The 15568-nt window shown below is 62.9% G+C and carries 13 protein-coding genes and 1 tRNA gene; 10 read left to right on the top strand and 4 right to left on the bottom strand.

Translation table 11 applies throughout. The features are described 5' to 3' along the window. Positions 1-26 precede the first annotated feature (26 nt). The gene (locus K1T73_RS01980) at positions 27-737 is read left to right on the top strand and encodes a helix-turn-helix domain-containing protein (protein ID WP_310794406.1); all 711 of its coding nucleotides are present in this window, start codon (positions 27-29) and stop codon (positions 735-737) included. 547 nt (positions 738-1284) lie between these two features. Here K1T73_RS01980 and K1T73_RS01985 read toward each other — a convergent pair. The 3 genes from K1T73_RS01985 to K1T73_RS01995 are packed head-to-tail and all read right to left on the bottom strand — an operon-like array spanning position 1285 to position 3851. Then, entirely contained in the window at positions 1285-2949 is a 1665-nt protein-coding gene (locus K1T73_RS01985) for a cytochrome c oxidase subunit 1 (RefSeq protein WP_220602332.1), read from the bottom strand. Between the two features lie 28 nt (positions 2950-2977). After that, positions 2978-3655, bottom strand: coding sequence for a DUF542 domain-containing protein (locus tag K1T73_RS01990; RefSeq protein WP_220602333.1), 678 nt, complete (start codon positions 3653-3655; stop codon positions 2978-2980). After that, entirely contained in the window at positions 3648-3851 is a 204-nt protein-coding gene (locus K1T73_RS01995; protein WP_220602334.1) for a hypothetical protein, read from the bottom strand. The genes K1T73_RS01990 and K1T73_RS01995 overlap by 8 nt, the downstream gene beginning before the upstream one ends. Before the next feature lie 118 nt (positions 3852-3969). Between K1T73_RS01995 and K1T73_RS02000 the strand changes: the two genes are divergently transcribed. Continuing rightward, positions 3970-4407, top strand: coding sequence for an Rrf2 family transcriptional regulator (locus K1T73_RS02000; RefSeq protein WP_220602335.1), 438 nt, complete (start codon positions 3970-3972; stop codon positions 4405-4407). 24 nt (positions 4408-4431) lie between these two features. Then, positions 4432-4725, top strand: a complete 294-nt coding sequence (locus K1T73_RS02005; RefSeq protein ID WP_220602336.1) for a DUF6522 family protein — start codon at positions 4432-4434, stop codon at positions 4723-4725. A 284-nt stretch (positions 4726-5009) separates the two neighbouring features. On the opposite strand, the gene K1T73_RS02010 is transcribed toward K1T73_RS02005, so the two are convergent. Then, positions 5010-5096: transfer RNA gene (locus K1T73_RS02010), tRNA-Leu, on the bottom strand. Positions 5097-5419: 323 nt separating this feature from the next. Between K1T73_RS02010 and K1T73_RS02015 the strand changes: the two genes are divergently transcribed. The 7 genes from K1T73_RS02015 (at position 5420) to K1T73_RS02045 (ending at position 15534) form a co-directional block, all read left to right on the top strand. Next, positions 5420-6400, top strand: a complete 981-nt coding sequence (locus tag K1T73_RS02015; protein ID WP_220602337.1) for a complex I NDUFA9 subunit family protein — start codon at positions 5420-5422, stop codon at positions 6398-6400. Between the two features lie 16 nt (positions 6401-6416). Continuing rightward, the gene (locus tag K1T73_RS02020; protein WP_220602338.1) at positions 6417-7220 is read left to right on the top strand and encodes an undecaprenyl-diphosphate phosphatase; all 804 of its coding nucleotides are present in this window, start codon (positions 6417-6419) and stop codon (positions 7218-7220) included. 159 nt (positions 7221-7379) lie between these two features. After that, positions 7380-8813 carry an NAD(P)-dependent oxidoreductase gene (locus K1T73_RS02025; RefSeq protein ID WP_220602339.1) on the top strand — a complete coding sequence of 478 codons (1434 nt, stop codon included), beginning with the start codon at positions 7380-7382 and terminating at the stop codon, positions 8811-8813. 134 nt (positions 8814-8947) lie between these two features. Continuing rightward, positions 8948-9373, top strand: coding sequence for a GFA family protein (locus tag K1T73_RS02030; RefSeq protein ID WP_220602340.1), 426 nt, complete (start codon positions 8948-8950; stop codon positions 9371-9373). After that, complete coding sequence (gene gltB, locus K1T73_RS02035; RefSeq protein WP_220602341.1) at positions 9370-13899, top strand: glutamate synthase large subunit; 4530 nt, start codon at positions 9370-9372, stop codon at positions 13897-13899. Before K1T73_RS02030 ends, gltB begins: the two co-directional genes overlap by 4 nt. Further along, entirely contained in the window at positions 13896-14984 is a 1089-nt protein-coding gene (locus K1T73_RS02040; protein ID WP_220602342.1) for a hypothetical protein, read from the top strand. The genes gltB and K1T73_RS02040 overlap by 4 nt, the downstream gene beginning before the upstream one ends. Before the next feature lie 55 nt (positions 14985-15039). Next, complete coding sequence (locus K1T73_RS02045; protein WP_220602343.1) at positions 15040-15534, top strand: DUF1269 domain-containing protein; 495 nt, start codon at positions 15040-15042, stop codon at positions 15532-15534. Positions 15535-15568 lie beyond the last annotated feature (34 nt).

Below are 15568 nucleotides of genomic sequence, written 5' to 3' on the forward strand. Positions count from 1 at the left end.
TGCGTTATTGGTCGGCAGGATGACAAGTGCGCACAGAGATGCCAGACTCGTATTATCCGGAGATAAAGCGCCTCCATCTCTTCCAGGGCATGCGGGATGCACATTTCGCCGCGTTGATGCGTGGTGCCTACGTTCAGAATTTTCCGGCTCGCATCGACCTGATTACCGAGGGCGAACCGAGCGATTTCCTGCATGTCACCCTGTCCGGCTCGGTCGATCTTTTCTCGACATGGAACGGCAGAGAGACCAGCATGACAACCGTGCGGCCCGTCTCGACTTTTATCCTTGCCGCCACGATCAAGGACGCGCCCTACCTGATGTCGGCCCGCACACTCGAGAAAAGCCGCATCGCGCTGATCCCAAGTCAGGATGTACGCGCGATCTTCGATGTCGATGGTGATTTCGCCCGGGCCATAGTGACCGAGCTTGCGCAATGCTACCGCACGGTCGTCAAGGCTCAGAAAGGTCTCAAGCTCAGAACCTCGTTGGAACGGCTCGCGAACTACTTGCTCACCCAACAACGCAATGCGGACGGCGGGGCGGTGTTCGAACTCGAGTTTGAGAAACGCCACCTGGCGTCGATCCTGGGCATGACCCCCGAAAACCTCAGCCGTGCCTTCAAGGCGCTACAGCCCTATGGCGTGACGGTGGACGGCATCCGCATCACAATTAGCGATCAGGCTGAATTGAAGCGGTTCGCCAAGCCTAATCCGCTGATTGACGACCTTTCGACCTGACGGAAAGGCCATGACCAAATTTGTGCTCAGAGTCGACGGAGATCTTACCGAACAACACCCGACATCTGGAAAGCCTATACCGTTCTGAGTAAACGGCGGCTGAGTGTGATCCATTGATTACAGTGTTGCTAGTTTGACGATACCGGGCGTCGCTCCGCGACCGGCGTCTCTGGAGCAATAGAGCGTCTTCCATGGTAGGGTGCCTGTCCAGGTGTGGGACCGGTGTTTCCGGACCGAGTTTGGGTTAGCCAACCCCGGTGGTTCCACCAAACAGGAAACTCGCAGACGACATTCCATAAGGAGCGTCATGCTCCGCGCTCGCTTGTCCCGCCACCCGTTCATCTTTCGGAATCTCACATTATTCCGCTAACTGAATCTCGAGAGAATAACTATAGAATTTCCGGAACCTCACCTTCTCAGAGTTGGTCTTCCGGAGCGGCAGATCTCAGTTTTTGCCCCCCGCTGCCATTAGTGATAACCCCATAATCTGGATTGCACTGGGCCGCCGCGATGTACGCAGTCTGTTAAAACAGGCCGACGCGTCAACTCATTCAACCGCCTGCCTGTCCCAATCTTCTGGTTTCGGCAACGTCTCGTATGTATGCTCCGGCACAGGCGACGGCAGGGTCCATTCCAGCGTGTCCGCATATTCGTTCCAGTAGCTTGCTCGCGTTTCGCGTTTGCCTGCCAGCAGCGTGTAGAAGATGATCCCGATGAACAGCAAGAATGATGCGAAAGACAGAAATCCACCCCAACTCGATACAGCGTTCCAGAAACCGAATGCCTCGGGATAGTCGATATAGCGCCGCGGCATCCCCTGACGGCCCAGAAAGTGCTGCGGAAAGAATGTCAGATTGGCGCCGATGAAAAACAGCCAGAAATGCAGTTTCCCGGCCCATTCCGGGTATTGCCGACCCGACATCTTGGCCAGCCAGTAATATACCCCCGCGATCAGCGCGAAAACAGCGCCAAGGCTCATGACATAGTGGAAGTGCGCCACGACATAGTAAGTGTCGTGATAGGCGCGATCTACGCCCGCCTGCGCCACGACGACGCCAGTGACACCTCCTATCGTAAACAGAAAGATGAACCCCAAGGCGAACAGAAGCGGGGTTCTGAACTGGATCGAACCGCCCCACATCGTTGCGATCCAGCTGAAAATCTTGATTCCGGTCGGGACAGCGATGGTCATCGAGGCGATCTGGAAATAGCTCTGCTGTGTGATCGACATACCGACGGTGAACATGTGATGTGCCCACACGACAAACCCCAATGTTCCGATTGCGATCAGGGCCCAGACCATTGGCAAATAGCCGAAGATCGACTTCTTCGAGAACGTGGCAACGACGTGGCTGATGATTCCGAAGCCGGGAAGAACGACGATGTAGACTTCCGGGTGCCCGAAGAACCAGAAAAGATGTTGATAGAGTACCGGGTCACCACCACCTGACGGGTCGAAGAAGGTCGTCGCGAAATTCCTGTCAGTAAGCAGCATGGTAATTCCGCCAGCAAGCACCGGCATCGCGACCAGCAACATCCATGCGGTCACGAAGATCGACCAGGCGAAGAGCGGCACCTTGAACAGCGTCATGCCAGGTGCGCGCATGTTCAGGAAGGTCGTGATCATGTTGATCGCGCCCAGGATCGAGCTTGCACCCGAGGCATGGATTGCAAAGAGGGCGAGATCCATCGACATCCCGCCGTCATTCACCGACAGCGGCGCATAGAGCGTCCAGCCCACGCCAGCGCCACGCTGAGCGTCTCCTCCCGGCGCAAAGAGCGAAGCGAAGGCAAGAGCCGCGCCTGCAACGAATAGCCAGTAGCTGAGATTGTTCATTCGTGGAAACGCCATGTCCGGCGCCCCGATCATCAAAGGCATGAAGTAGTTTCCGAAGCCACCGAACAGCGCTGGAATGACGACGAAGAACATCATCAGGACGCCGTGATAGGTCACGAGAATGTTCCACAGGTGTCCGTTGGGCGTACAGTCGGCTGCGGTAGGCCAGAAGCGCATGCCTTCGAGACACATGTACTGCACGCCCGGTTCCATCAGTTCGATCCGCATGTAGACGGAAAACAACGCCGCGATCAGTCCGATGGCGCCCGATGTGAACAGATAGAGGATGCCGATATCCTTGTGGTTCGTCGACATGAACCACCGAACGAAAAAATTGCGGCGATTTGCGTCAGGAGCGAGTGTCGTTTCGGCCATTGGTGCCTCCATCGGGAAGGGCTAGAAGTCAATCACGGCCGGAGCTTTCGAACCGTGGGAAGAGAACGTTGTTCTCAAGGTGGATATGCTCGATCAGGTCTGCCTTGAACGCAGACAGATCTGCATAGAGCGCCTGCCAGGAGGCACAGGCATCTTCGGGGGGCGTACAATCGTCGGTTAGGCAGTCGATCTGATCCAGAAAAAACGCGAACTCGGCATGATCGTGCCGCATGAACTGGAGCGAAAGTTTGAGTTCGTCCGGTGTTTTTTTCTGCAAAGCAGGAAAGTGCGTCGTCTCCTGCTTGTTCATGAGTTTTTCCAGTTCCGCCCGGAACTGCCGTAAGATATGGGCCATTCCTGCCGGCACGTTCTGATGGTTCACGTGAACGGATTCGACCTTGCGCGACAGCTCGATCAGGTCCTCCAACTGCGCCCTGTGCCGACCGTGATAGCGCGACCGGATATAATCGATCAGATCACCGGTCCCTTGAGGTATTTCTGGAGCAGCCGCCGGATCAAGGGCAACCAGCTCTTTTTCCAGTTCGTTTAGGTCGAGGTTGCGGTGGTTCGCTGCGTCCGCCAGTGACACATGGCCTTGGCAGCAGAATTCGATGCCAAACCGGCGAAAGACGGCAGATGTGCCAGGAAACTGTGCGGCGATTTCGCCAACGGGTTGATCGCGCAGCTGGTGGAACGTTTCAGTCATTTTCTCCTCCGTAGTTGCTCTGACGCTTGCGCGCTCTGAACTCCTCGACGATCACCTCGTCGGTAACGCCAAGATCGTGTAGCGCCCACGGCGCGCCTGTCATGGATGATGGGATCGATCCAGTCGAGACCCGGGCGATGAGCCATAGGACGCCTCCTTCCACTACCAAAACGGAGGAAACCGCTTGCGCCGACATGTCCGCCAATCCCGCGAAGGGAGCGGCGGCATTTGCCTCCGCCTCATAAATAGGTATTTGCAATGCCGATTATCTTCCGATATATTCAGTATTGTCAATACCAATTTTAGGAGCGCGAATGCGACTGGCGTCTTTCACCGATTACGGTCTGCGGGTCTTGATGCGTCTGGCCGGTGCGCCCGATGAGTCGATCTCTACCGGACAAATCGCGGAAGAGTTCGAGATCTCTCAGCATCATTTGGCCAAGGTGGTCCGGGAGCTCGGTCGCGGCGGCTTCGTCAGCAGTCAACGCGGCAGGCGTGGCGGCCTTAAGCTTTCACGACCGCCACAGACCATCACCCTCGGCGAGGTCGTGCGTCACCTCGAACAGCGCTTCGCCATCGTGGAGTGTTTCCGGGAAGATGGCGGATCGTGTGTGCTGAAGCCGCTATGCCGCCTGAAGCCCCGGCTGGCCGCTGCGCGCGAGGCATTCATGTCGGAGCTCGACCGTTCGACGGTTGCCGACTGCGCCTGGCCCGGCGATGCGCTGGACCGGCCGCAGGTTGCGCCCGGGTGATGAATGGAGACACGGAGAAGGCCAATGACGAAGATCGAATTTTCCGGCGACACGGTTCAGGTCGATGCCCGGACGCTGGCCAAGGCGTTCCGCATCGGCACAAATGATCTGAAACAGGGTATGCGGGACGGCACGATCACCAGCCGGTTCGAACGCGGTGAGGACGAGGACGCGGGCAAGGTCCGCCTGACCTTCTTTTCGGCAAATCGCAGGGTCCGAATGACCGCGGATGAAAGCGGAAACGTGCTGACCTGCAGTGCGGTGGATTATGCAAGGCCGCCGTTGCGGGTATCCCGGGCGGGCGACGATGAGAATTAGGTCGGCGCCGCGCGTCGATCCCGACGGCACGACGCCGGGGCACAGATGGATACTGTGCGGGTCAATCGTGACGCTTGCGGATCAATGCTTCTGGATGCGCTGATCTGGATCACGTCGGAAGTCTATCAAGGTTGATGACGCTACTTTTTCCTGAACCCACGGACCTGGATTGCAACGGCCGACCCGCAAAAATCATGTCACAAAGCTTTCGCAGGCGGTCTGTTGTGGAGCTTGTCGAATGCAAATTCTTTCCACACTGAAAACAAAGCATCGGCCTGTTTTCTTGGTGCCCAGGAGAGGACTCGAACCTCCACGACCGTAAGGTCACTGGCACCTGAAGCCAGCGCGTCTACCAATTCCGCCACCTGGGCAGGTGCCGTGGCGCTTGCATTACGGGCGTCGGCGCGGGGTGTCAAACGGAATTTCGCGACTGACCGCGCGTAGCGTCAGCGGGGTTTGCCGTACATTTCTACAGCAACGGAGTCACCGGAAAGGCTGGTGACGGCGCAGCGGTCGCGTGGCGGCGCTTCGGGTTTGCGTGCCGAGGTTTTTCCGCTCGGTCTCCGGATGGCCGCGGGGCGTGACGGAGGGCGCGGCGACTGTCCATGTTTCCGGCGGCGGGGTATAACGCACTTGTCTCGTGCCGGGCGGACGGATAGACCGGCATCGTCCATTGACGCGCAAGGAGGACCTGATGTCCAAGCTGGTTACGGTCTACGGGGGTTCGGGGTTCGTGGGCCGCTACATCGTGCGCCGACTGGCCAGGGACGGCTGGCGCGTGCGCGTGGCGGTGCGTCGCCCGAACGAGGCGATGCATGTGACGACCTACGGGGTCGTCGGACAGGTGGCGCCCGTCTTCTGCAACATTCGCAACGACGACAGCGTGCGCGCCGCGGCGCAAGGCGTCGATGCCGTGATCAACTGCGTGGGCACCTTCGATGCCGGAGGCAAGAACAATTTCGAGGCCGTGCAGGACAAGGGCGCGGAGCGCGTGGCGCGCATCGCCGCCGAGGAAGGGGTGACCCACCTAGTGCAGATTTCGGCGATCGGGGCCGATGCCGACTCTGATAGCGGCTATGCCCGGACCAAGGCGCAGGGCGAAGAAGCGGTGATCGAGCATTTTCCGAACGCGGTGATCCTGCGCCCGTCCGTCATTTTCGGCGCCGAGGACCAGTTCTTCAACCGTTTCGCCGGGATGACCCGGATGAGTCCGGTCCTGCCGCTGGTGGGCGCGGAGACGAAGTTCCAGCCCGTCTATGTCGATGACGTGGCCGCCGCCGCTGTGGCCGGCGTGACGGGCGAGGCCGCGCCCGGCATCTACGAGTTGGGCGGCCCCGAGACCGCCACCTTCCGCGAGTTGATGAAGCGGATGCTCGAGACAATCCATCGCCGGCGCATGATCGTGAACATCCCCTTCTTCGTGGCTGCGCCCATGGCGGCGCTCATGTGGGTGGCCAACTTCCTGACCTTCGGGCTTGTGCCGATGCCCATCACGCGAGACCAGGTCAAGAACCTCAGGCGCGACAACGTGGTCGCCGAGGGCGCCCGGACATTCGCCGACCTCGGAATCCAGCCGCGGTCGATGGAGGCGATTTTGCCGGACTATCTGTGGCGCTTCCGCCCCTCGGGGCAATACGCCGCCATCAAGGATAGCGCGAAGAACCTGCGCACCTGAAGGGCGGGTCGTTTTCATGTCCGACACCACGCTCGTGGCGGCCTTTCTCGGGCTGGTCGAGGGGCTGACCGAGTTCATTCCGGTGTCTTCCACCGGACATCTGCTGCTCGCCGCGCATTTCATCGGGTTCGAAAGCCCCGCGCACACCTTCGAGGTGGTGATCCAGCTTGGCGCGGTGCTCGCGATCCTCTTCGTCTACTTCGCGAAGCTCTGGCAAGTGGCGCGGGACGTGCCGCATGACCCGGCGGCGCGTCGTTTCGTGGCGAGCATCCTGCTGGCCTTCCTGCCTGCGGCCGTGGTCGGGATCATGGCGCACGGTTTCATCAAGGCGGTGCTGTTCGAGACGCCATCGCTTATCGCGCTGATGCTGATCCTCGGGGGTGTGGTTCTTCTCTTCGTGGACCGTTTCGCACCTGCTCCGAGGCACGAGGATGCCATGCGCCTGCCGCTTCACGTCGCGCTGGCGGTGGGGATCTTCCAGTGTCTCGCGATGGTGCCGGGGACAAGCCGATCCGGCGCGACGATCGTGGGGGCGCTGCTGATGGGAGTGAGCAAGCGTGCGGCGGCGGAGTTCTCGTTTTTCCTGTCGATGCCGACTATGGCCGGGGCCTTCGCCTATGACCTGTGGAAGAACCGTGACGTGCTCGACATGAGCGCGATGGGCGATATCGCGGTGGGCTTCGTGGTGGCGTTCCTGAGCGCGGTGGTGGTGGTCCGGTGGCTCCTCGATTTCGTGAGCAGGCACGGCTACGCCCCCTTCGGATGGTGGCGAATCGGGGTCGGGGGAGTGGTGTTGCTGCTGATCTGGGGCGGTGCCTGAAATTTATGGCAGCAATAGTTACCTAAAAAATGAAGGGCGTGGGATAATTCTTGCCAGGTCCGCCAACTTTCTCTTATTTAGGTAAGTATAGCTGACTTTTAATTCGATTTCCACTTGCGTAATGGTGGCGGGCCGGAAGTGAGTGTCGGAGATCGAGCCGTGGCCAAGCAACCCATGTTGAAATTCGTGAGCGTCGAACGGGATATGCCCGAGAAGCGTGACGCGAGTTTGCGCAAGCAGGATTTCCATGAAATCTACGCGGAGTTCGCGGATGCGAAAGCGCGCGAGCAGGCGGGCCGGTGCAGCCAATGCGGCGTGCCTTACTGCCAGAGCCATTGCCCCCTGCACAACAACATCCCCGACTGGTTGCGCCTCACCGCCGAGGGGCGGCTGCGCGAAGCCTACGAGCTGAGCCAGGCCACGAATACCTTCCCCGAGATCTGCGGCCGCATCTGTCCGCAGGACCGGCTTTGCGAGGGCAATTGCGTCATCGAGAAATCCGGCCATGGCACGGTGACGATCGGGGCTGTCGAGAAATACATCACAGATACCGCGTGGGAAAAGGGATGGGTCGACGTGCCGAGCCCCGACGAGGAGCGCAGTGAAAGCGTGGGCATCATCGGCGCCGGTCCCGGCGGGCTTGCCGCGGCGGACGTGCTGCGCCGCGCGGGCGTGCAGGTCACGATCTATGACCGATACGATCGGGCGGGCGGGCTCATGACCTACGGGATTCCGGGCTTCAAGCTCGAGAAGGACGTCGTCATGCGCCGTATCGCGCAGCTTGAACGGGGCGGCGTGGAATTCGTACTCAACTGCAACGTCGGCGAGGACCTGAGCTTTGCCGCCATCCGGGGCAAGCACGATGCGGTGCTGATTGCCACGGGGGTCTATGAATCAAGGGAATTGAACGGTCCAGGCGCCGGGGCCAGGGGGATCGTCCGCGCCATCGACTACCTCACCGCGAGCAACCGGGTGTCCTTCGGCGACGAGGTGCCGGAATTCACCAGCGGCGAGTTGAACGCGCAGGGCAAACGGGTGGTGGTCATTGGCGGCGGCGACACGGCGATGGATTGCGTGCGCACGGCCGTGCGGCAGGGCGCAGAAAGCGTGAAATGCCTTTATCGCCGCGACCGGGCGAACATGCCGGGCAGCCAGCGCGAGGTGGCCAATGCCGAGGAGGAGGGCATCGTCTTTGAGTGGCTGAGCGCGCCCAAGGGGTTCGTGGGTGACGCGGTCGAGGCGGTGAAGGTCCAGCAGATGCGCCTTGGCGCGCCCGATGCGACGGGTCGGCAGGCGCCCGAGGAGATCGAGGGCGCGGTGGTGGACGAGCCCGCGGACCTCGTCATCAAGGCGCTGGGTTTCGAGGCCGAGGACTTGCCCGCGCTCTGGGACGAGCCCGAGCTCGAGGTGACGCGCTGGGGCACGGTGAAGGCCGAGTTCGGCACCGGACGCACCGCGCTTCCGGGGGTCTATGCGGTGGGCGATATCGTGCGCGGGGCGAGCCTCGTGGTCTGGGCGATCCGCGACGGGCGCGACGCGGCGGAGGCGATCCTTTCGGAGCTTGGTGGCGTGCAGGCGATGGCGGCTGAATAGATGATGAAGCGTCCGAACGGAACGTCGGTATCTACGTCGGTATCCACGTCGGTATCGTGTCGGTGCATTTGCCGACCGGGGGCTGACGGTGGGTCAATAATGCTGACGTTGCAGGCGGAAAGGGCGATGCAGTGATGAAGGGGCGATGCCTGTGCGGGGCCGTGGAAATCGCTGTGGAGGGCGCCCAGGAGCATGAGATCGGCGCGTGTCATTGCCGGATGTGTCAACGCTGGTCGGGTGGTGTCTTCGTCTGTTTCCGCGCCGAAGCGGAGGCCGTGCATGTGCGGGGTGATGTGGCGCGTCATGCGTCCTCGGATTTTGCCGAGCGCGCGTTCTGTCCGATCTGCGGGTCGCATCTGTGGATGCGCGATACGGACCGCGACGGCGCGCCCTATGACTTGATGCCGGGATTGTTCGAAGCCGCGCGGGACTGGCCGCTTCGCTCCGAGATATACAGTGATCGCGCCATGGCCTCGGTCCGCTTGGAGGGGGCGCATTCGCGCATCTCGCGTACTGCATTCGAAGCAGAAAATGAACATGTCGAAGGAGACATGACATGACGAAATATGACGCAAGCTGGGCCGCCGCCGAGGCGGCAAAACGCGAATGGCTGGCCCGCAACGGCATGTATTCGGAAGCCGAGGAGCATTCGTCCTGCGGCGTGGGCCTCGTGGTCAGCCTCAACGGCAAGCCAAGCCGCAAGGTGGTGCAGGCGGGTATCGACGCGCTCAAGGCGATCTGGCACCGGGGCGCGGTCGATGCCGATGGCAAGACCGGCGACGGGGCGGGCATCCACGTGCAGATCCCCGTGAAGTTCTTCTATGACCAGATCCGCCGCACGGGCCACGAGCCGCGGCAGGATCAGCTTGTCGCCGTCGGGCAGGTATTCCTGCCGCGCACGGATTTCGGCGCGCAGGAGGTCTGCCGGACCATCGTCGAGACCGAGGTGCTTCGGATGGGCCACACGATCTATGGCTGGCGGCACGTGCCGGTGGACATCACGTGCCTCGGCGAGAAGGCCAACGCGACGCGGCCCGAGATCGAGCAGATTCTCATCTCGAACGCCAAGGGGATCGAGGAAGAGGATTTCGAGCGCGAGCTCTACGTGATCCGGCGCCGGATCGAGAAGGCTGTCGCGGCGGCGGGTGTCGCGGGTTTCTACATCGCGAGCCTGTCCTGCCGGTCGATCATCTACAAGGGCATGATGCTGGCCGAGCAGGTGGCGGTGTTCTATCCCGATCTCCAGGACGAGCGGTTCAAGAGCGCCTTCGCGATCTACCACCAGCGCTACAGCACCAACACCTTCCCGCAATGGTGGCTGGCGCAGCCGTTCCGGATGTTGGCGCATAACGGCGAGGTCAACACGCTCAAGGGCAACATCAACTGGATGAAGAGCCACGAGATCCGCATGGCGAGCGGCGCGTTCGGCGAAATGGCCGAGGACATCAAGCCGATCATCCCCGGCGGCTCGAGCGACAGCGCGGCGCTTGACGCGGTGTTCGAGGTGCTGGTGCGCGCCGGGCGCAGCGCGCCGATGGCCAAGACGATGCTGGTGCCGGAATCGTGGTCGAAGCAGGCCCGCGAATTGCCGCAGGCGTGGCAGGACATGTATTCCTACTGCAACTCGGTGATGGAGCCGTGGGACGGCCCCGCGGCGCTGGCCATGACCGACGGGCGCTGGGTCTGCGCGGGGATGGACCGCAACGGCTTGCGGCCGATGCGCTACGTCGTGACGGGTGACGGCCTGGTCATCGCCGGGTCCGAAGCCGGGATGGTGCCGGTGGACGAGGCGACGGTGCGCGAGAAGGGCGCGCTGGGTCCGGGGCAGATGCTGGCCGTGGACATGCGCGAGGGCAAGCTGTTCCACGACCGCGAGATCAAGGACAAGCTGGCCGCCGCGCTGCCCTTCGGGGAGTGGGTGGAGCGGATCAACGAGCTTGACGAGAAACTGGCCGGGGTGAGCGAGGCGCCGCTGTTCGAAGGAGCCGAACTGCGCCGGAGGCAGATCGCGGCGGGCTACACGATCGAGGAGCTCGAGCAGATCCTCGCGCCCATGGCCGAGGACGGCAAGGAGGCCATCGCCAGCATGGGCGACGACACGCCTTCGGCGGTCCTGTCGAAACGCTACCGCCCGCTCAGCCACTTCTTCCGCCAGAATTTCAGCCAGGTGACGAATCCGCCCATCGACTCGCTGCGGGAATTCCGGGTGATGAGCCTCAAGACGCGGTTCGGAAACCTCAAGAACGTGCTCGACGAGGACAGCAGCCAGACCGAGATCATCGTGCTCGACAGTCCCTTCGTCGGGAACGCGCAATTCGCCGAAATGCTGCGCCAGTTCAACGCCGAGGTGTGCGAGATCGACTGCACCTTCGGTCCGGGGTCGGGTGCGCTCCAGAAGGGGTTGGAGCGGATCCGGGCCGAGGCCGAGGATGCCGTGCGGTCGGGGGCGGGGCATCTCGTCCTGACCGACCAGGGGGTTGGCGAGGGGCGGGTGGGCATGCCCATGATCCTTGCCACGAGCGCGGTGCACAGCCACCTCACGCGCAAGGGCCTTCGGACATTCTGCTCGCTCAACGTGCGGTCGGCGGAGTGCATCGACCCGCATTACTTCGCGGTGCTGATCGGCGTCGGCGCCACCACGGTCAACGCCTATCTCGCCGAGGACAGCATCGCGGACCGGATCGGGCGCGGCCTCATCGACGGCAGTCTCACCGAGGCGGTCGCGCGGTATCGCAACGCGATCGACCAGGGGCTGCTCAAGATCATGTCGAAGATGGGCATCTCGGTCATCTCGTCCTACCGGGGGGGTATCAACTTCGAGGCGGTGGGGCTCAGCCGCGCGATGTGCGCGGAGTATTTCCCCGGTCTCGTGAGCCGGATCAGCGGCATCGGCGTGAGCGGTATCCAGGCCAAGCTCGAGGAAATACATGCCCAGGCTTTCCGCGGAAACGACGTGCTTCCGATCGGGGGATTCTACAAGGCCCGCAAGTCGGGCGAGAGCCACGCCTGGGGCGCGCAGAACATGCACCTGATGCAGACGGCGTGCGACCGCGGCTCCTACGAGCTTTGGAAGCGGTATTCGGCGGCGATGCAGGCCAATCCGCCGATCCACCTGCGCGACCTGATGGCCATCAAGCCGATGGGCAAGCCCATTCCCCTCGAGGAGGTCGAAAGCGTCACCGCCATCCGCAAGCGGTTCGTGACGCCGGGCATGAGCCTGGGCGCGCTCAGCCCCGAGGCGCACAAGACGCTCAACGTGGCGATGAACCGGATCGGCGCCAAGTCCGACAGCGGCGAGGGCGGCGAGGACCCGGCGCATTTCGAGCCCGACGAGAACGGCGACAACCCGAGCGCCAAGATCAAGCAGGTGGCAAGCGGGCGCTTCGGCGTGACGGCGGAATATCTCAACGCCTGCGAGGAACTGGAGATCAAGATCGCGCAGGGCGCCAAGCCCGGCGAGGGCGGACAGCTTCCGGGGATGAAGGTGACGGACCTGATCGCGCGACTGAGACATTCGACCAAGGGTGTCACGCTCATCAGCCCGCCGCCGCATCACGACATCTATTCCATCGAGGACCTGGCGCAGCTCATCTACGATCTCAAGCAGATCAACCCGCGCGCCAAGGTGACGGTGAAGCTGGTCGCGCAATCGGGCGTGGGCACCATCGCGGCGGGCGTGGCGAAGGCCAAGGCGGACGTGATCCTGATCTCGGGCCACAATGGCGGGACGGGGGCAAGCCCCGCGACCTCGATAAAATACGCGGGCCTGCCGTGGGAGATGGGCCTCACCGAGGCGCACCAGGTGCTTGCCATGAACAACCTGCGCACGCGGGTGACGCTGCGCACCGATGGCGGGCTGCGCACCGGGCGCGACATCGTGATGGCCGCGATGATGGGGGCCGAGGAATACGGCATCGGCACCGCCGCGCTGATCGCGATGGGCTGCATCATGGTCCGGCAATGCCAGTCGAACACCTGCCCCGTGGGCGTCTGCACGCAGGATCCCGCGCTCAGGGACAAGTTCACGGGCACGGCGGACAAGGTGGTGAACCTCATCACCTTCTACGCGCAGGAAGTACGCGAGGTCCTGGCCGGGATCGGCGCGCGAAGCCTTGACGAGGTGATCGGGCGCGCGGACCTTCTCACGCAGGTGAGCCGGGGTTCGGCGCATCTCGACGACCTCGACCTCAACCCGATGCTGATCACCGTGGACGGGAGCGCGGGCCTTGCGCTCGACCGGACGCGCAATCGGGTCGAGGTGCCCGATACGCTCGACGCCGAGATCGTGCGCGACGCGCAGCGGTTCCTCAACGACGGCGAGAAGATGCAACTGCACTACGCGGTGCAGAACACGCATCGCACCGTCGGCACGCGCGTGAGCAGCCATATCGTCCGCAATTTCGGGATGCGCAACCGGCTTCAGCCCAATCACCTGACGGTGAAGCTGTCGGGCAGCGCGGGGCAATCGCTCGGGGCCTTCGCGGCGCCGGGGCTCAAGCTCGAGGTGTCGGGGGATGCCAACGATTACGTAGGCAAGGGCCTGTCGGGCGGGACGATCGTGGTGCGCCCGCCGATGATGAGCCCGCTCGAGGCGTCGGAGAACACGATCATCGGCAACACCGTCCTTTACGGGGCGACGGCGGGCTATCTTTTTGCCGCCGGTCGCGCGGGCGAGCGGTTCGCGGTGCGCAACTCGGGCGCGCATGTCGTCATCGAGGGGTGCGGCACCAACGGGTGCGAATACATGACCGGCGGCGTCGCCGTGATCCTTGGCCCCGTCGGCGCGAATTTCGGGGCGGGGATGACCGGCGGCATGGCCTATCTCTACGATCCCGAGGGCCGCGCCGAAACCTTCATGAACCTCGAGACGCTCATCACCTGTCCGGTGGACGAAGGGCACTGGATGGAGCAGCTTCGCGGCCTGATCGAGCGCCATCTGGCGGAGACCGGAAGCCGCAAGGCCGAGACGATCCTTCAGAACTGGGAGAGCGAGAAGAGAAATTTCCTTCAGGTCGTGCCGAAGGAGATGTTGGACAAGCTCGAGCATCCCGTTACCTTGGAGGAAGACGCAATACCGGCGGAATGATGCTTCGGATCGCCACGACACTTGTCGCGCTGACCACGGCGGGCGCATCGGCCTGGGCGCAGGGGGAGAGTTGCCCCGCGCCGATCAGGCCGGGTGAATATACCGTCGCCCCGACGGATGCTATGGCGGTGGGCGACCTCATCGGCGGGGGCTATGGAATGCGCCTTGTTGCGCCGGCGGATGCCCGAAAGGACCGGGCGACGGTCAGCGTCGAGGCGTGTGCATCCGGCTTCATCATATCGGCCATGAGCCAGGACGGCATCCCGTTCGAGTGGAAGATGCGCCTTCAGGACTGGAGGGCGGAGAACGGCCAGACCTACACCGGGTCCTGGAAGAACAAGTTCATGACGATCAAGATGGATGTCGTCCTGACCGACCCGAGGACCATGGCGATGCAATCGCATCTGAGCGCGACGGCGGGTGGCGGCAGTGTCCGGGCGCAGCCGGTTGCCGTGGGTCAGCATGTGGACCAGGGGCCGGTAGAGCCGTATGAATGCCGATGCCGATCCGAATTGCAGAAATGGATCGACGGACGGATCGAAAATGCGCGCACCTTGCGCGATCTTTTCGGGAACATGGCCTATCGGCAACGGCCGGATATCTTCCCGCCCGACAACAAGGCCAAGTATGACCGCAAATGGAAGCCGTCCGTCTACAAGCAGGTGATCTACACCATGGCGGGCCTGGAGGTCAGCTTTGACGAGGCGGCCGAGCTTGTCGCGCGTGAACGCTGGCCCGAGCAGATGCCCGACAGCCAAAAGAGCGCGGCCGAGACCGGTAGCGTCTCCGACTACTACGTGCCCGAGGATGGCGAGGATGACGGCACCGGCACGGCGACGGTGGCCTATACCAATCTCGCCAATTGCGAGGTGACCTATGGCGCCGCCTATCGCGACGAGTGCTTCCCGCGCATCGAGCGGCATTCGACCGAGGTGCACGAGGGGGTGCATGTCGCGACCTGCCTCGATTGGCGCAAACGGATCAGCGAGCATCCGGACCTTCACGAGCAAGCCGACGACGAGGTGAAGGCCTATGGCGCGGAGATAGATTTCCTCGAGAGCTGGATCGGCGACAACTGTCAGTGAGCTGGTGGAACCACCGATGGGCCGGGGGCGTTCCTTCGGTTCTGGAGGTGCGCCCATGTCCGAACTTCTCATCGTCATCTTTGAAAGCCCCGACGGGGCCGAGCGGCTCGACGCCGCGCTGAAACCGCTGCGCGACGAACAGCGGCTCGAGACGCAGGACATCGTGATCGCGGTGCGCGATGCCGATGGCGAGCTGCACCTCTCGACGCCCGCGAACGTGCCGGTGGCGCAGACCCTGGGCGGTATCGCCTGGGGGGCGGTGCTGGGGGCCGCGTTCATGATGCCGGTGGCGGGCGCGATCGCCGGCGGCGCGGTGGGGGCCGTCACCGGCCAGTTGCGCGATCCGGGGCTAGATTCGGCGTTCACCGAGGAAATCGGCCGCACGCTTCGTCCCGGCGGGTCGGCTCTCTGCCTCTGGGTGCGCGACATGGACGAGGCGGCGCTGCGCGAGGTGGTCGAGAGCTTCGATGGCGGGGGCCGTATCGTGCAGTCGCCCCTCTCTCCCGAGGACGAGGCGCGCCTTCAGGAGGCGCTGGACCGCGGCGGGTAAGGCTGCCACACCGGCGCGGGACGCGCACGCGCCC

The organism is Roseovarius sp. SCSIO 43702 (genome assembly GCF_019599045.1).
Classification (GTDB): Bacteria; Pseudomonadota; Alphaproteobacteria; order Rhodobacterales; family Rhodobacteraceae; genus Roseovarius.